Here is a 16,975-nt window from a genome sequence, read left to right on the forward strand (position 1 = left end):
GCCGATGGGCATCATAAAACGGCAAGGCGCCTGAGGCACAGGGGCTTTTTCTTCACTATAACAAAAGCTTGCATTATGGTGCGGCGCCAAAGAAGAGAACGGTTTAGTAAGGCATGCAGACCCAACTTGGTTTTCTGGTCGTAGACGCCGACGTCGAACGTCGTAACAAGGTTCATACCTTGCTGGAATTCATTGGGGAGTACTGTGAAACGGCGGCTCCGGCCGAACTGTGCGCCAAGCCCAACCAGCCCCATTGCCGGGTGGTGGTGGCCGGCACTGGTGTTCCCCAGATCTGGTTGGAGAGCTGCCAGCGTCCCTACGTGACGGTGGGCTGGGATCCCGAGAAGGCCAACGGCGCCTTCCTCGGCTCCCTCAACCAACCTTTCAAACTCAGCCAGTTCCAGGAATTGCTGCGCCTGCTGGCCCGGCGCCAGCAGCGCATCCCCCCCGAGCCCGGCGCCGGCAGCGACGCCCGGTTGTTCCGCTCCCTGGTGGGCCAGAGCAAGGCCATGCAGGAAGTGCGTAACCTCATCCACCAGGTGGCCCCTTCCGAGGCTTCAGTGCTGATCCTGGGGGAATCTGGAACCGGAAAGGAAGTGGTGGCCCGGAACCTCCACTTCCAGTCTGCCCGCAAGGACGGCCCCTTCGTGCCCGTCAACTGCGGCGCCATACCGGCGGAACTCTTGGAGAGCGAACTCTTCGGCCATGAAAAAGGTGCCTTCACCGGCGCCGTTGCAGCCCGCAAGGGGCGTTTCGAGCTGGCCCAGGGCGGCACCCTCTTCCTGGATGAAATCGGCGACATGCCGCTCAACATGCAGGTCAAGCTGCTGCGGGTGCTGCAGGAGAAGACCTTCGAGCGGGTCGGTGGTGCCAAGCCTATCAAGGCCGATGTGCGCATCGTCGCCGCCACCCACAGGGCCCTGCCCAAGATGATCGAAGAAGGGCGGTTCCGCGAGGACCTCTTCTACCGCCTCAACGTCTTTCCCATCGAGATGCCGGCCCTGCGCGAGCGCGCCGAGGACATACCGCTGCTGGTCAACGAGCTCATCTCCCGCCTGGAGGCGGAAGAGGGCAAGAGCCTGACCTTCTCCCAAGGCGCGCTGCAGTCCCTGTCCCAGCATCCCTGGGCCGGTAACGTGCGGGAACTGGCCAACCTGGTGGAAAGGTTGCTCATTCTTTACCCCAACCAGCAGATCGACGCCGGCCACTTGCCGCGGAACTACCAGTACGGCGATATCGCCGAGTTCGACGCCGTCGACGAGGAAGTGCTGGAGCGCGAGGCGTTGATGTCCATCTTCTTCGACGCGCCCGAGGACGATCATCACCAGGCCGAACCCGAGCCGGCGCCGGCCGAGTCCGGCAACGGCGACAACCTGGCCACCTTGCCGCCGGACGGTATCAACCTCAAGGAGATGCTGGCGGACTTGGAGCTGGATCTCATCCGCCAGGCCCTGGACAGCTGCGACAACGTGGTAGCCCGCGCCGCCGAGCTGCTGGGCATGCGCCGCACCACCCTGGTGGAGAAGATGCGCAAGTACGGCCTCAACAAGGGCAACGACTGACAAATCCCGGGCGTCAAATCCTTGGCGCCCATTAATTCCTTCCTAATAAGCTGAAAATAAACACCTTTTCAGTTGGCACGCCTTCTGCATTACCCCTGTCATACAAAGCCCGATGATCGAGGTATGAGATGGCACTGGCACAGCAATGGTTCCCAAGCACAGCACCCGCGGCCCGGCAGCTGGACAAGCTGCTGAGCATATTGCCCGTCGGGGTGCTGGTGCTGGATGGTAGCGGCTGGGTCAAGGAGGCCAACACCAAGGCGATGGAGCTGCTGGGAGAGCCCCTCTTGGATTGCCGCTGGCTGGACGTGGTGGCCCGGGCCTTCAGGCCCCGCGCCGACGATGGCGCCGAGGTGTCCCTGGTCAATGGCTTGCGGGTCAAGCTGGACATCTGCCCCCTGGACGGCGAGCCCGGCCAGCTGATCGTCATCTCCGATCTCACCGAAACAAGGGCCATGCAGACCCGCATCGCCCACCTGCAAAAACTGAGTTCCCTGGGGCGCATGGTGGCCTCCCTGGCCCACCAGATCCGCACCCCCCTGTCGGCGGCCATGCTCTATGCCGGCCAGCTGGACCAGACCCTGCCCGCCGCCACCCATGACCGCTTCCAGCAGAAACTGGTAGCCCGCCTCAAGGATCTCGAGAGCCAGATGAACAACATGCTGCTGTTCGCCAAGAGCGGCGAGCAGAAGCTGGCGGACAAGCTCGAAGCCGGCGCCCTGGTGGCGGAACTGCAGCAGGCCTGCGAGTCCATGCTGGAGAGCCACCATGCCGAACTGACAGTTCAGATGGACCAGCCCCAGAGCCAGCTGCTGGGGGCCCAAAGCGCCCTGGTGTCGGCCTTGTCCAACCTGGTGCACAACGCCCTCCAGGCCGGCGCCCGCCACCTGGTGCTGGAAGTGAAGGCCCAGGCACCCTGGCTGTCCTTCTGCCTTGCCGACGACGGCCCCGGTATCGCCGAGGAACTGCTGTTCAAGGTGGCCGAACCCTTCTTCACCACCAAGAGCCATGGCACTGGCCTTGGCCTGTCCGTGGTGCGCTCCGTGGCCCAGGCCCATGGCGGGCAGCTGCACATGGCCAACGGCGCCACCGGCGCCCGGATGACCCTGATCCTGCCCCTGCTGGAGGACAACGCATGACCCGCGTCCTGATCGTCGAAGACGACGCTGCCCTGTCTGAAGCCTTGGTGGACACCCTGGAGCTGGCCGGCTTCAAGGTCGACACCGCCAGCAGCGGCGAGGAGGCCCTGCTTTCCCTCAAGGAGCAGGACTGCCAGATAGTCGTCTCGGACGTGCAGATGGCGGGCATGGACGGCATGGCCTTGCTGCGCTCATTGCGCAAGAGCCATCCCGAACTGCCGGTGCTCTTGATGACGGCCCACGCCAAGGTCAACGACGCCGTCGAGGCCATGAAGCTCGGCGCCATCGACTACATGGCCAAGCCCTTCGCCCCTCAGGTGCTGATCAACATGGTCAGCCGCTACGCCCTGGCCGATGAACAGGCCGTGGGGCCAGTGGTGGCCGATCCCAGAAGCCAGGCGCTGCTGGCACTGGCCACCAAGGTCGCCAAGAGCGACGCCACCGTCATGGTGCTGGGCCCCAGCGGCTCAGGCAAGGAAGTGCTGGCCCGCTTCGTACACCAGCAATCCAAGCGCAGCCAGGGACCCTTCGTGGCCATCAACTGCGCCGCCATCCCCGACAACATGCTGGAAGCCACCCTCTTCGGTTACGAGAAGGGGGCCTTCACCGGCGCCATCCAGGCCTGCCCAGGCAAGTTCGAACAGGCCAACGGCGGCACCCTGCTGCTGGACGAGGTAACCGAGATGGACTTGGGCCTGCAGGCCAAGCTGCTGCGGGTCCTGCAGGAGCGGGAAGTGGAGCGCCTTGGCGGCCGCAAGACCATAGCCCTGGACGTGCGGGTGCTGGCCACCTCCAACCGCGATCTCAAGGAAGCGGTGGCCGACGGGCGCTTCCGTGAAGACCTCTACTACCGCCTCAACGTCTTCCCCCTGACCTGGCCGGCCTTGAAGGACAGGCCGGGCGACATAGTGCCTTTGGCCCAGCACCTGCTGGCCCGCCACGGCGGCACCGGCAAACACTTCAGCGAGGACGCCGAGGCGAGCCTGGCCGGGCACAGCTGGCCGGGCAACGTGCGGGAGCTGGACAACGTGGTGCAGCGGGCCCTGATCCTCTGTGACGGCCCACAAATCGGGCTGGAGCACCTGCTGATCGAAGGCGCCGAGGACGAGCTCCCGAACGGCGACGGCCTGTCCGGTGAGCTCAAGGCCCAGGAAGCCCAGATCATCCTCGACACCCTGGAAGCCTGCAACGGCTCGCGCCAGGCCGTGGCCGAGAAGCTGGGGATCAGCCCCAGGACGCTGCGCTACAAGCTGGCCAAGATGCGCGACGCCGGGGTCAATATCCCGGCCTGAATCTTGGCCCGTCCCTTGCAGAGGTACTGCTGTCATTGTCCATAACGGCGGAAAACTGACATGAAGATTGGTGGTGCAAACTCAGCCTTGCTGCAGGAAATGCAGTCCCTTATCCGACAAAGCCAGATGCCCAAGGGCGGCCTGGAAACCCAGGGCCTTGGCCTGCAGGGACTGGGGCAGGGCAGCGAGGGTGCCGGTCCCAAGCCGGTGCAGAGCGATTTTGCCAATCTGTTCACCCAGGCGCTGGACAAGGTCAACGGTTTGCAGCAGGATTCGGCTGCCAAGCAAACCGCCGTGGAGATGGGCGACCCCAAAGTCACTGTCGCCGATGCCATGATCGCCAGTCAAAAAGCCGGCATTGCCTTCCAGGCCACAGTCCAGGTACGTAACAAGCTGATCCAGGCGTACCAGGACATTATGAACATGCCGGTGTAAGGAGTAGCTAAGTGGCGAACGAAAACACCCAATTGGCAACGGTAGGCAATGCCCCGGGCACAGCCCCTGCCGTCAGCAATATCGCCACCGACGAGGGGGAGCAGAGCTTCAGCCTGCTGTCCAACCTCGGCAACGCCGACGTGCTGCGCCAGATCAGCCTGGTGCTGGGCCTGGCCATAGGCCTGGCCCTGGTGGTGCTGGTCTTCCTCTGGGCCAAGGAGCCCGAATACCGCCCCCTGGCCAAGATGGACACCAACGAACTGGTCTCCACCCTCGATTTCCTCGACCAGAACCAATTCAAATACAAGCTTGAAGGCAATACGGTGCTGGTGCCCGAGGGGGACTACCAGAAGGTCAAGCTGGCCATGACCCGCGCCGGCATGGACAACAGCAACGAAAACAGCGGCGACGACATCCTGATGAAGGACATGGGCTTTGGCGTCAGCCAGCGCCTGGAGCAGGAACGCCTCAAGTTCAGCCGCGAGCAGCAGCTGGCCCGCGCCGTGGAAGAGCTCAGCTCGGTCAAGCGCGCCAAGGTGCTGCTGGCCATCCCCAAAGAATCCGTCTTCCTGCGTGACCGCCAGCAGCCCTCGGCGACAGTGGTGCTGACCCTCAAAAACGGCAACATGATCAAGCAGGAAGAAGTCGACTCCATCGTCGACATGGTGGCCTCCGCCGTGCACGGCCTGGAGCCCGCCAAGGTCACCGTCACCGATCAGAACGGCCGCCTGCTCAACTCCGGCAGCCAGAACGCCCTGGCCTCCCGTTCCCGCAAGGAGCTGGAGCTGGAGAACGCCCGCGAGAAGCAGTACCTCGACAAGGTCGATTCGATCATGATGCCGGTGGTGGGCCTGGACAACTACACCGCCCAGGTGGACGTGTCCATGGACTTCACCGCCGTCGAACAGACCCAGAAACGCTACAACCCGGACCAGAAGGCGGTGCGCTCCGAGTCGAACCTGGAGGAGAATCACAGCGGCGGCAGCACCACTGGCGGCATCCCTGGTGCCCTGTCCAACCAGCCGCCGGCGGCCTCCCAGATCCCGGAAGACGCCAAGGACGCCTCCCAGACAGAGAGCAAGGCCCCCGGCTCCAGCCGTTCCGAGAGCACCAAGAACTACGAATTGAACACCACCATCAGCTACACCCAGCAGCAGGTCGGGGTGGTGGACCGCATGACGGTGTCGGTGGCGGTGGACTACAAGAACGAACCCCAGGCCGACGGCACCACCAAGAAGGTGCCCCGTAGCCCCGAAGAGCTGGCGGACATCAAGAAACTGCTGATGGCGGGCCTCGGCATCAACCCGGCCAGGGGTGACACCCTGGAGGTGTTGTCGGTGCCTTTCGCCCGTCCCCAGGCCGTTACCGACACCGCCATGCCCCTCTACGAGCAGCCCTGGTTTGCGCGGCTGTTCAAGGTGCTGGCCGGCGCCCTCATCATAGTGGTGCTGATCTTCGTGGTGGTGCGGCCCCTGCTCAAACGCCTGCTGGGCCCGGCCCAGCAGAGTACCGACCTGGCCTATGGCGGCTACGGCGGTGACATGGGTGGTGACGCCCTGGAGAGCCTGGCCAGCCTCGAAGAAGAGGACGCCCTGGTGCCCGGCGTGACCCTGGTGGGTGGCGTCAAGCTCCCGGATCTCCGTAAGGATGAAGAAGTGCTCAAGGCTATCCGCGCCTTGGTGGCCAACGAACCTGAGCTGTCGGCCCAGGTGGTGAAAGGGTGGTTGACCCAAGATGGCAAATGAGAAAAAAGAACCCTTTGACGTCAGCAAGCTGAACGGCATCGAGAAGACCGCCATACTGCTGCTGAGCCTCACCGAGGAAGACGCCGCCTCCATACTGCGCCACATGGAGCCCAAGCAGGTCCAGAAGGTGGGCATGATGATGGCGTCCATGGAAGACTTCAGCCAGGACAAGGTGCTGGCGGTGCACAAGTCCTTCATCGAGGACATCCAGCAGTATTCCAGCATCGGCTTCGACTCCCAGGACTTCATCCGCAAGGCCCTGAACCATGCCCTGGGTGAGGACAAGGCCAGCGCCCTTATCGACAAGATCATCCTCGGCGGCAACGCCACCGGCCTGGATTCGCTGAAATGGATGGACGCCCGCCAGGTGGCCAGCATCATCCAGAACGAGCACCCCCAGATCCAGACCATAGTGCTGTCCTACCTGGACCCGGACCAGAGCGCCGAAATTTTGTCTCAGTTCCCGGAGCGGGTGCGCCTGGATCTCCTGATGCGTATCGCCAACCTCGAAGAGGTGCAACCGGCGGCCCTGCAGGAGCTGAACGAGATCATGGAGAAACAGTTCGCCGGCCAGAGCGGGGCCCAGGCGGCCAAGATGGGCGGCCTCAAGGCCGCCGCCAACATCATGAACTACCTGGATACGGCCGTGGAAAACCAGCTGATGGAAGGTATCCGCGAGACAGACGAAGAACTCAGCCAGCAGATCCAGGATCTGATGTTCGTCTTCGAAAACCTCGCCGAGGTCGACGATCGGGCCATCCAGGCGCTGCTGCGCGAAGTGCCCCAGGACGTGCTGATCAAGGCCCTCAAGGGCGCCGACGACAGCCTGCGCGAGAAGATGTTCAAGAACATGTCCAAACGCGCCGCCGAATTGATGAGGGACGACCTGGAAGCCATGGGCCCCATCCGCATCTCCGAAGTGGAAGCGGCCCAGAAAGAGATCCTGGGCATTGCCCGCCGCCTGTCCGACGCCGGCGAGATCTCCCTGGGCACCGGCAGTTCCGAAGAATTCCTCTAAGAGGCCTAGTGGTAGAATCTAAGGGGGCCTAGTGGTCAAAGATATCCAGCGCTGGCAAGGGGCGGACTTCACGCCCCAGACACAGGACGAGGTCAGCCGCGCCCTCAACATCCACAGGCGCAAGCAGCAGGCCGATCCCGAGCCTGAAGACAGCCGTCCTCAGGGGATCAGCATCAATGAACTGGAAGAGTTGCGCGCCGCCGCTCACGAAGAGGGCTTTGCCGAGGGCCGCAGCGAGGGCCAGGCCGCCGGCCACGCCGAGGGCCATGCCCAGGGTCTGATGGAAGGCCAGCAGCAAGGCTACCAACAGGGCCTGCAGGAAGGTCTCAAGGCCGGCCAGCAGCAGATCCAGGAGGCCCTCCAGCACTGGCAGGGCTTGGCCGACGAGCTGGCCGCCCCCCTGGAAGACAAGGACCAACGCCTCGAAGGCCAACTGGTGCAGCTGCTGATCGCCGGCATGCAGGCGGTGCTGGGCCATGAGCTCAAGACAGATCCCCATATCATCCACCACCTGATCCGCCAGGGCATTGACGCCCTGTCCGACGACGACAGCCAGCTTGTCATCGAAGTGGCTCCTACCGACGCCCGCCTGCTGCGGGACCATTACGGTGAGACCGAACTCCAGGACAGGCGCTGGAAGCTGCGCGAAGATCCCACCCTCAAGCACGGCCAATGCCGTATCGAGAACGGCCAGTCCCTGGTGGAACTGGATCTGCAGGATCGGCTGCGCGTCCTCTGCCAGGGCCTGCTGCTGGAAGCTGGGCTGGACCATGAGTGAGCGGCCGCCCCTGGACCAGCGCCTCGGCCGCTACGAGCGGCTGATGCAGCTGCCGCGGCCCAGCGTTGCCGGCCGCCTGGTGCGGGTGGTGGGCCTGGCCCTGGAAGCCCAGGGCTGCCGCGCGCCCATAGGGTCGCTGTGCCGCATCGAAGGCCATAGCCAGGACGTGGAAGCCGAAGTGGTGGGCTTTGGCAACAACACCCTCTACCTGATGCCCAACCAGGACGTGTCCGGCATATTGCCCGGCGCCCGCGTCACCCCCCTCGGCGTTTCCGCCACCCTGCCGGTGGGGATGACGCTGCTTGGCCGGGTGGTGGACGGCCTGGGCCGGCCCCTGGACGGCCTCGGCGCCGTGCGGGCCGAGAACAGGGTCGGCTTCAAGGGCCAGCCCCTCAACCCCCTGACCCGCAGGCCTATCCGCAAACCCCTGGACGTGGGGGTGCGGGCCATCAACAGCCTGCTCACCGTCGGCCAGGGCCAGCGCATGGGCCTCTTCGCCGGTTCCGGTGTCGGCAAGTCGGTGCTGCTGGGGATGATGACCAAGGGCACCAGTGCCGATGTCATCGTCGTCGGCCTGGTGGGGGAGCGGGGCCGGGAGGTACGGGAGTTCATCGACGAGATCCTCGGCGCCGAGGGCCGGGAGCGGGCCGTGGTGGTGGCGGCACCTGCCGACACCAGCCCCCTGATGCGCCTCAAGGCATGCGAGACGGCCCTGACCTTCGCCGAGTATTTCCGCGACCAGGGCCTCAACGTACTGCTGCTGATCGACTCCCTGACCCGCTATGCCCAGGCCCAGCGGGAGATCGCCCTGGCCGTGGGTGAGCCCCCGGCCACCAAGGGCTACCCGCCTTCCGTGTTTGCCCGCCTGCCGGGCCTTGTTGAGCGGGCCGGCAACGGCGGCGACGGCCAAGGCGGCATCACCGCCTTCTTCACCGTCCTCTCCGAAGGGGACGATCTCCAGGACCCCATCGCCGACGCCGCCCGGGCCATCCTCGACGGCCACATAGTGCTGTCCAGGGCCCTGGCCGATTCCGGCCATTACCCGGCCATCGACGTGGGGGCCTCTGTCTCCCGGGTCATGCCCCAAGTCACCTCAGAGGGCCACCAACAGCAGGCGAGGGCGGTCAAGGCCCTGTTCAGCGCTTATGAACAATCCCGTGACCTCATTCAGGTGGGGGCCTACCGCCAGGGCTCGGATCCCAAGGTGGACATGGCCATCCGCCTCAAGGAACCCATGAACCTCTTCCTGCGCCAGGCCATGCAGGAAGTCTGTCCTTATGACGAATGCCTGCAGGCCTTGGAAATGCTGGCCAAGGCGGCCGGGGAGGGCGCATGAGCAAGGCTTTGAACCTGGTGCTGGAGCAGCGCCAGAAACTGGAAGATCAGGCCCTGGCCCACCTGGCCCAGGCCCGCCAAGCCTTGCAGGCGCTGCAGACCAAGTACAATACCTTGCAGCGTTACCGCAACGACTACCTGCGGGAGATGCAGCAGAAGGCCGGCAACGGCCTGGCCGCCGCCAACCTGCTCCACTACCAGAACTTCGTGGCTCGCCTCGATAGCGGCCTGGCCGATCTCAACCAGCAGCTCACCCAGAGCCAGCAGGCCGTGGCCAGCCGCGAACAGGGCTGGCGCAGCGCCCGCCAGGACACCAAGGCCATAGAGCTGCTGCTGGAGCGCAAGGCCGCCGAAGCCCGGTTGGCCGGCCAGCGCCGCGAACAGCGGGAGCTGGATGATCTGGTCAGCCGCCGTGTTGGAACACCCCTTGCATAATATTTCTCAGTTGCCCGATCCCGGACCCTGTTATGCAAGTCACCGCCCCAGCAAAATCATCCCAAGTCCTTGAACCCAAAGGTTCGACGGCCAAGGCCGACGATCAGGGCCAGGGCGGTTTCGCCAATGTCCTGGGCCAGGCCCTGGGCGGCAGCGGCAAGGCCGTGCCGGAAAACCGCCGTACCGAGGGCCATGACCATAAGGCCCCTGCCGCCAAGGGGCAGGATCCCCAGGCCCAGCCCCAGAACCATGAAACCCTGGCTCCCAAGGACAGTGACACCAAGACGGCAAGCGCCAAAGGCGCAGGCGATCAGGTGGCCGATGCCAAGGCGCAGGAGGCCCAAACGGATCAGGGCGGGCAGACCGAGGACGGCGACGCCTTATTGACGCTGGTCAGCCAGGCCCAGCAGCAGCTGCAGCCGGCCGCCAAGGACGTGGCGGCCGATGCGAGCGCTAAAGAGGCTGCCCTGGCCGCCGCCCAAGGGCCTGGCTCCTTGGCCGGCAAGGGGCAGCCGGCCAAGGCCAAGGGGCATACCCTAGCGGGAGCACCAGGGCTGGGCAAAGACGGGCTGGCACCGGGAGCCAAGGCCACTGACGGCAAGACCTTGCCGGAGTTGGACCCGGCCGCCACCGCCAAGGTCGGGCCTGACCAAAGCGATCCTCAAACCGGGGCTGCTGCACAGACAGGTAAGGCTGGCCAGGCGGCGGACGGCCCAGATACGGGGCTGGGGCGTTTGGAAGATCAGCCCAAGGCCATAGACGACAAGCCCGGTCACGGTAAGGCAGGAGAGAACCTGCTGGGGCTGAGCGCCGCCAAGGTACCGGGGCAAAAAGCCCCTGCCGGTCCGGCCCCCCAGGGGCAGGCAACCGGCGCCCCGCAGGCGACGGTTGGCCAACAGCTGGCCGCAGGCCAGGCCCAGGGGCAGCCCCCTGATCAGCAGGCGGCATCCGCCGGCCAGGGGCAAGGCACCGGCCAGTCAAACCAGGCTGCTGTACTGGCGACGGCTCAAGCCGCCACCCAGGCTCCCGATAAGGCGAGCGGCGCACCAGTCAAGGACAAGCCCTTGCCGGCGGGCCTGCAGCAGGCGCTCAGCGCCGGTGGCCAGGCCTCGGCCAAGGGCAAGGCCCATGCGGCCAAGCTCGATAAGGGCGAAGCGGCGGCCAAGTTGGACAAGGCTGGGCTCTCCACAGAGGGCGATGGCGATACCCAGGCATTGGGCTCTAGTGCCGAGTCCCAGCCGGTCCAGGCCGAGCACAAGGTGCAGGGCCAGGTGGTGGCCCCCCAGGCTGACAACAGCCTGGCGGCCAACCTCCAAGGGGGGCAGCAACATAAGGTTGACCAGGCCAGCAGCCTGCAGCCCCAGTCCCTGCAGGCCAAAGACAGCCAGGCCACCGACAAGCAGCTGGTCGCCCAGCAGCGCTTTGGCGAGGCCCTGACCGAGAAAGTGGAAGTGATGCTGGCCAGGAACCTCAAGCACGCCGAAATCAAACTGGACCCGCCTGAGCTTGGCAGCCTGATGATCCGGGTGCAGGTCCATCACCAGGATGCCCAGGTGCAGTTCCAGGCCAACCATCCTCAGACCCGGGAATGGCTGCAGGACGCCATGCCGAGGCTCAAGGACATGATGGCCAATCAGGGCTTTAACCTGAGCGACGGCCAGGTGCGCGACCAGGGCGGCAGCGAAGGCCAATCCCGCCAAGGCGGCCAGGGCGGCGGCAGCGGCCAGGGCTGGCAGGATGAAGGCACTGATGAAAGCATGACCTATCGTTATGAATTGACCCAGGATGGCCTGGTAGACGCCTACGCCTGAGCCCAGAGCTAGGGTAAAGTAGGCTCCATTGACAGTCAGGAACATGAAAATGGCGGAAGAGCTGGAACTCGAACCCCTGGACAAAGGGGCCAAGGCAGGCAAGAAGAAGTTGCTGGTATTGGGCGGCGTGGCGTTAGTGGTGCTGCTGGCCATCGGCGGCGGTGCCTGGTGGTTCCTGAGCGGCGACAAGGCCCCGGCGCCCCAGGCTGCCGAGGCCCCGGTCAAGGCCGCGCCTGCCAGCGACGGTGAAGAGGCCCTCTATGTGGCGCTGCCCCAGCCCTTCGTCTTCAACGTGCCGGGCAACAAGCGCGACCGTCTGGTGCAGATCACTGTGCAGGTGATGGTGCGCGGCCAGGCCAAGGAAGATCTGGTCAAGAAGCACCTGCCGCTGGTGGAAAGCGTGCTGCTGCAGACCTTCAGCCAGTTCAGCGAAGAGCAGCTGGCTACCAGCCAGGGCCGGGAAACCCTGAGATCCACCTCCCAGAAAGCGGTGGACGACGCCCTGACCAAGGTGACCGGGAACTCCGTCATAGAGCGAGTGCTCTTTACCGGTTTCGTGATGCAGTAAAGGAGGCCAGGTGAGCGATTTGCTGTCACAAGACGAGATCGATGCCCTGTTGCACGGGGTCGACGACGTCGATGAAGAGGAAGCGGCACAAGACGCGGGCGCCATAGCCCAGTACGACTTTTCCTCGCAGGACCGTATTGTCCGGGGCCGGATGCCGACCCTGGAGATCGTCAACGAGCGTTTCGCCCGCCACATGCGCATCAGCCTGTTCAACATGATGCGCCACCCGGCCGAGGTCTCCATCAACGGCGTCCAGACCATGAAGTTTGGCGAGTACGTCCATACCCTGTTCGTGCCCACCAGCCTCAACATGGTGCGCTTCAGGCCCCTCAAGGGCACGGCCCTCATCACCCTGGAAGCCCGCCTGGTCTTTATCCTGGTGGACAACTTCTTCGGTGGTGACGGACGCTTCCACGCCAAGATCGAAGGCCGGGAATTCACCCCCACCGAGCGGCGCATCATCCAGATGCTGCTCAAATTGGTGTTCGAGGACTACAAGGAGGCCTGGGCGCCGGTGATGGACGTGGCCTTCGAGTACCTGGACTCGGAAGTGAACCCGTCCATGGCCAACATCGTCTCCCCCACCGAGGTGATAGTAGTGTCGTCCTTCCATATCGAACTGGAAGGGGGCGGCGGCGACTTCCATATCGCCATGCCTTATTCGATGCTGGAGCCGATCCGCGAGATCCTCGACGCCGGCGTCCAGTCCGACAAGGAAGACACCGATCACCGCTGGTCAAAGGCGTTGCGGGACGAGATCATGGACGTGCCGGTCAACCTGCGCGCCAAGTTGCTGGATACCGATGTGAGCCTGCGCCAATTGATGGCCCTCAAGGCCGGCGACATCATACCGGTGGACATGCCCGAGCACCTGACGGTGTTCGTGGAAGATCTGCCCACCTACAGGGCCCAACTGGGGCGCAGCGGCGAGCACGTCGCCATCCGCGTCACCGAGAAGATGAAGCGGCCACGCTCGGCCAAGGCCGAGATGCAGAACATTACCCGTCGCGGAGTGCGCATAGACAACCTCTCCGGGATGGAAGAACTGGAAACCGATTTGGAAGGGGATCTCGATGGTATCTGATGAAGAGCAGAAGCTGGCCGACGAATGGGCCCAGGCCATGGCCGAACAGGAAGAGCCCGAGGCGGTGGAGCTGGAAGAATTCAAAGACGACAGCGGCCCTGAACTGACCGCCGAGGAAAAGCGCAAGCTCGACACCATCCTCGACATTCCCGTGACCATCTCCATGGAAGTGGGCCGTTCCAAGATCACCATCCGCAACCTGCTGCAACTCAACCAGGGCTCAGTGGTGGAGCTGGACCGCGTCGCCGGTGAGCCCCTGGACGTACTGGTCAACGGCACCCTCATCGCCCACGGCGAGGTAGTGGTGGTAAACGACAAGTTCGGTATCCGCCTCACCGACGTCATCAGCCAGCAGGAAAGGATCAAGAAGCTCAAATGATCGGCTGGCTTTTCAGCGCGGCCACCGTCGCCGCAGACCAAACCCCCATGGTGACCCCAGGCGACAAGCTCGGCACCCTGGTGCTGAGCCTGATGGGCGTGGTGGCCTTGCTGGTAGGGGTGCTTTATTTCGCCCGCCGCCACATGCCCCAGTTCAAGGCCGGCCCTATCAAGGTGGTGGCCCAGCAGCAACTGGGCACCCGCGCCAAGCTGGTGCTGGTGGAAGTGGGGGAAGAGCAGATGCTGGTCTCGGTGGCCGGCAACGAGGTCAGGCTCATCAAGGCGCTGGACAAGCCAGTGAAGGAGAACGGGTGAAACGCTGGTTTATCTGGGGGCTGCTGTTGCTGCCCTGTCTGTCTTTTGCCAACCCCATATTGCCGACCGGCGCCCTGCCGGCTGTGACCGTCACCACAGGCCCCAACGGCGGCCAGGAATACAGCATCACCCTGCAGGTGCTGCTGCTGATGACGCTGCTCACCTTCATCCCCGCCATCCTGATGATGATGACCTCCTTCACCCGCATAGTGGTGGTGCTGGGAATACTGCGCCAGGCCATGGGCCTGCAGCAGGTACCCAGCAACCAGGTGGTGATGGGCATTTCCCTGTTCATGACCTTCTTCGTGATGAGCCCGGTCTTCGACAAGATCTACGACACGGCCGTCCAGCCCTATGCCCAGGAGAAGATCACTTTCCCGCAGGCGCTGACCGAGGCCCAGAAGCCCCTCAAGGCCTTCATGCTCAAGCAGACCCGCCAGGCGGATGTGAAGACCTTCGCCGGCATGGCCGGGGCGGGCAGTTTCGACAGCCCGGACGACATCCCCATGCGCATCCTGATCCCGGCCTTCGTCACTTCCGAGCTCAAGACCGCCTTCCAGATCGGTTTCATGCTGTTCATCCCCTTCCTCATCATCGACCTGGTGGTGGCCTCGGTGCTGATGGCCATGGGTATGATGATGCTGTCGCCGATGATCGTATCCTTGCCGTTCAAGCTGATGCTGTTCGTGCTGGTGGACGGCTGGAACCTGGTGCTGGGCACCCTGGCGGGGAGCTTCTGATGAGCCTGGCCGCACCTGTGCTGGGGCAATCCTTGGGCGGGGAGCTTCTGATGACGCTGCCGATGGCAAGGGCGGGGCAGGGCGCCATACTGAAAGGGGAGGTGGCGCCGTGACCCCTGAACAGTTTGTCGACATTTTCCGCGAGGCCCTGTTCCTGGTGATGATCATGGTGGCCGCCATCATGATCCCCGGCCTTATCGTCGGCCTTATCGTCTCCATCTTCCAGGCCGCCACCTCCATCAACGAACAGACCCTGTCCTTCCTGCCGAGGCTGCTGGTCACCATCCTCACCCTGATCGCGCTGGCCCACTGGCTGACCCGGGAGCTGATGGACTACTTCTTCGAGCTGATGCGGCACATACCCCAGGTCCTGCAATGAGCTTCTCGGTGGACCAGCTGCTGGACTGGATAGCCGCCTACGCCTGGCCTTTCGTGCGTATCGGCGCCATGCTCACGGCCATGGTGGCCTTCGGCACCAAGCTGGTGCCAAACCGGGTCAAGACCTTGCTGGCCCTGGCCATCTGCATCGTGGTAGTGCCCACCCTGCCGGCCATGCCGGCCGAGGCGCTCTTTTCGGTCAAGGGGATGGTGATCACCGCCCTCCAGGCCATAGTCGGCCTCGGTATCGGCTTCATCTCGATCATGGTGATGCAGATCATGACCATGGGCGGCTCGGTGATCGCCATGCAGTCCTCCCTGGGTTTTGCCGCCATGGTCGACCCCGTGTCCGGCCAGCAGAGCCCTGTGGTGGCCCAGCTGTTCATCATGCTCTCCACCTTGCTGTTCTTCGCCATGGACGGTCACCTCTGGCTCATCCGCATGGTGCACATGAGCTTCTTCCTGGTGCCTGTCGGTGTCGACGGCATCAAGATGCCCAACTTCCAGGTGATCATGAGCTTCGGCTCCACCCTCTTCGCCGGCGGCCTGGGGATGGCCATCGCCGAGGTCATAGCGCTCTTGATGATCAACATCACCTTCGGTTACATGACCCGCGCCGCGCCCCAGCTCAACATCTTCACCATCGGCTTTCCGATCATCATGCTGTCGGGGCTGCTCTTCCTCTGGGTGACGGCCGCCAGCCTGCTGGACCATTTCATCATCGCCTGGCAACAGGGCCAGAGCGCCGTCTGTGAACTGCTGGGGAGTCACTGCTGATGGCAGAAGACCAGGCCGGCGAACGCACAGAAGAGGCGACCCCCAAACGAAGGGAGCAGGCCCGTGAAAAAGGCCAGCTCCCCCGCTCCAAGGATCTTGCCAGCTCCGTTGGGTTGCTGGGGGGCGTCGTCGCGCTGATGTGGTTCGGCCCCTGGCTGGGCCGCAACGTCGTGGGGGTGATGCACCAGACCCTGGTGCTGGACCGCGACACCCTCTTCGATTTCGACAAGCTGCTGTCGCACCTGGGGGGCGTACTTTGGGCAATGTTCTGGCCTGTCTTCACCTTGTTGCTGATGATGGGTCTCGTCGCCCTCATCGGCTCCATCTTGCTGGGGGGCTTCAACTTCTCCACAGAGGCCATGGCGCCCAAGTTTTCCAAGCTCAATCCCTTGAACGGCCTCAAGCGCATGCTGGGCCTCAATGCCCTGGTGGAGCTCACCAAGTCCCTGGTCAAGTTCCTGATCATCGGTGGCACCGCCTGGGGCCTGCTGTCCGGCGTCTTCGGCAAGGTCCAGGCCCTGGCCATGGAACCGGTGAACGGCGCCATTATCGACGGCCTCAAGATCCTGCTCTGGCTCTGCCTGGCACTGTGCATGCCCTATCTCCTCATCGGCCTGGTCGACGCTCCCTACCAGCTCTGGCAGTACAACAAGCAGCTGCGCATGAGCAAGGAAGAGATCAAGGAAGAGCACAAGAGCGCCGAGGGTAACCCCCAGATCAAGGGCCGTATCCGCCGCATGCAGATGCAGATGTCCGCCAGGCGCATGATGGCCAAGGTGCCGGAGGCCGACGTCATCATCACCAACCCCACCCATTACGCCGTGGCCCTGCGCTACGACCAGGACAAGGATGCCGCCCCCATGCTGTTGGCCAAGGGCGTGGACGAAGTGGCCGCTCACATCCGCGACATCGGCAACGCCCACAACATCACCATGCTGCGCTCCCCCATGCTGGCTCGGGCCCTCTACTATTCGGCCGATCTCGACAAACCCATCCCCGACGGCCTCTTCACCGCCGTGGCCCAAGTGCTGGCCTATGTCTACCAGCTGCGGCTCTGGAAGAAGGGCAGGGGCCAAAGGCCAAAACGCCTTCCCACGGAAGTGCCGGTACCGCCACAATTCCGGCACTGGTAAAATAACTCCCTGTTATTCAGAGTCTTTTTGAGTTGGCCTGGTCTTTGCTTTG

General features: G+C 63.9%; 18 protein-coding genes. All 18 read left to right on the forward strand.

Annotated elements, in window-relative coordinates:
• The first annotated feature begins 113 nt into the window (after window positions 1-113).
• The gene (locus PVT67_RS05705) at window positions 114-1,562 is read left to right on the forward strand and encodes a sigma-54 dependent transcriptional regulator (protein WP_301498755.1); all 1,449 of its coding nucleotides are present in this window, start codon (window positions 114-116) and stop codon (window positions 1,560-1,562) included.
• Window positions 1,563-1,690: 128 nt separating this feature from the next.
• Window positions 1,691-2,701 (forward strand): sensor histidine kinase, encoded by a 1,011-nt coding sequence (locus tag PVT67_RS05710; RefSeq protein ID WP_301498757.1) that lies wholly within the window; start codon window positions 1,691-1,693, stop codon window positions 2,699-2,701.
• Window positions 2,698-3,993 (forward strand): sigma-54-dependent transcriptional regulator, encoded by a 1,296-nt coding sequence (locus tag PVT67_RS05715; RefSeq protein ID WP_301498758.1) that lies wholly within the window; start codon window positions 2,698-2,700, stop codon window positions 3,991-3,993. Before PVT67_RS05710 ends, PVT67_RS05715 begins: the two co-directional genes overlap by 4 nt.
• A gap of 87 nt (window positions 3,994-4,080) precedes the next feature.
• Entirely contained in the window at window positions 4,081-4,428 is a 348-nt protein-coding gene (gene fliE, locus PVT67_RS05720; protein WP_336407809.1) for a flagellar hook-basal body complex protein FliE, read from the forward strand.
• An 11-nt stretch (window positions 4,429-4,439) separates the two neighbouring features.
• The gene (fliF, locus tag PVT67_RS05725) at window positions 4,440-6,173 is read left to right on the forward strand and encodes a flagellar basal-body MS-ring/collar protein FliF (RefSeq protein ID WP_301498763.1); all 1,734 of its coding nucleotides are present in this window, start codon (window positions 4,440-4,442) and stop codon (window positions 6,171-6,173) included.
• Window positions 6,163-7,191: a flagellar motor switch protein FliG gene (gene fliG / locus PVT67_RS05730; RefSeq protein WP_301498765.1), complete on the forward strand. Its 1,029-nt coding sequence runs from the start codon at window positions 6,163-6,165 to the stop codon at window positions 7,189-7,191. Before fliF ends, fliG begins: the two co-directional genes overlap by 11 nt.
• Window positions 7,192-7,222: 31 nt before the next feature.
• A complete protein-coding gene (locus tag PVT67_RS05735) occupies window positions 7,223-7,969 on the forward strand; it encodes a flagellar assembly protein FliH (RefSeq protein WP_301498767.1) in 747 nt (248 codons plus the stop codon).
• A gap of 10 nt (window positions 7,970-7,979) precedes the next feature.
• Window positions 7,980-9,305, forward strand: a complete 1,326-nt coding sequence (gene fliI / locus PVT67_RS05740; RefSeq protein WP_473092210.1) for a flagellar protein export ATPase FliI — start codon at window positions 7,980-7,982, stop codon at window positions 9,303-9,305.
• Window positions 9,302-9,739: a flagellar export protein FliJ gene (gene fliJ / locus PVT67_RS05745; RefSeq protein ID WP_301498771.1), complete on the forward strand. Its 438-nt coding sequence runs from the start codon at window positions 9,302-9,304 to the stop codon at window positions 9,737-9,739. The genes fliI and fliJ overlap by 4 nt, the downstream gene beginning before the upstream one ends.
• 32 nt (window positions 9,740-9,771) lie before the next feature.
• Entirely contained in the window at window positions 9,772-11,550 is a 1,779-nt protein-coding gene (locus PVT67_RS05750; protein ID WP_301498773.1) for a flagellar hook-length control protein FliK, read from the forward strand.
• A gap of 43 nt (window positions 11,551-11,593) precedes the next feature.
• Window positions 11,594-12,118, forward strand: coding sequence for a flagellar basal body-associated protein FliL (fliL, locus tag PVT67_RS05755; protein ID WP_336407810.1), 525 nt, complete (start codon window positions 11,594-11,596; stop codon window positions 12,116-12,118).
• Window positions 12,119-12,128: 10 nt separating this feature from the next.
• Window positions 12,129-13,202 (forward strand): flagellar motor switch protein FliM, encoded by a 1,074-nt coding sequence (fliM, locus tag PVT67_RS05760; RefSeq protein ID WP_301498775.1) that lies wholly within the window; start codon window positions 12,129-12,131, stop codon window positions 13,200-13,202.
• Entirely contained in the window at window positions 13,192-13,581 is a 390-nt protein-coding gene (fliN, locus tag PVT67_RS05765) for a flagellar motor switch protein FliN (protein WP_301498777.1), read from the forward strand. The genes fliM and fliN overlap by 11 nt, the downstream gene beginning before the upstream one ends.
• Entirely contained in the window at window positions 13,578-13,895 is a 318-nt protein-coding gene (locus tag PVT67_RS05770; RefSeq protein WP_301498779.1) for a FliO/MopB family protein, read from the forward strand. The genes fliN and PVT67_RS05770 overlap by 4 nt, the downstream gene beginning before the upstream one ends.
• Window positions 13,892-14,635, forward strand: coding sequence for a flagellar type III secretion system pore protein FliP (gene fliP / locus PVT67_RS05775; protein ID WP_419181028.1), 744 nt, complete (start codon window positions 13,892-13,894; stop codon window positions 14,633-14,635). Before PVT67_RS05770 ends, fliP begins: the two co-directional genes overlap by 4 nt.
• A 109-nt stretch (window positions 14,636-14,744) precedes the next feature.
• Window positions 14,745-15,014, forward strand: coding sequence for a flagellar biosynthesis protein FliQ (gene fliQ / locus PVT67_RS05780; RefSeq protein WP_301498781.1), 270 nt, complete (start codon window positions 14,745-14,747; stop codon window positions 15,012-15,014).
• Complete coding sequence (gene fliR / locus PVT67_RS05785) at window positions 15,011-15,790, forward strand: flagellar biosynthetic protein FliR (RefSeq protein WP_301498783.1); 780 nt, start codon at window positions 15,011-15,013, stop codon at window positions 15,788-15,790. The genes fliQ and fliR overlap by 4 nt, the downstream gene beginning before the upstream one ends.
• Window positions 15,790-16,923: a flagellar biosynthesis protein FlhB gene (gene flhB / locus PVT67_RS05790; protein ID WP_301498785.1), complete on the forward strand. Its 1,134-nt coding sequence runs from the start codon at window positions 15,790-15,792 to the stop codon at window positions 16,921-16,923. The genes fliR and flhB overlap by 1 nt, the downstream gene beginning before the upstream one ends.
• Window positions 16,924-16,975 lie beyond the last annotated feature (52 nt).

It is taken from the genome of Gallaecimonas kandeliae (assembly GCF_030450055.1).
In the GTDB taxonomy this organism is placed as follows: Bacteria; Pseudomonadota; Gammaproteobacteria; order Enterobacterales; family Gallaecimonadaceae; genus Gallaecimonas; species Gallaecimonas kandeliae.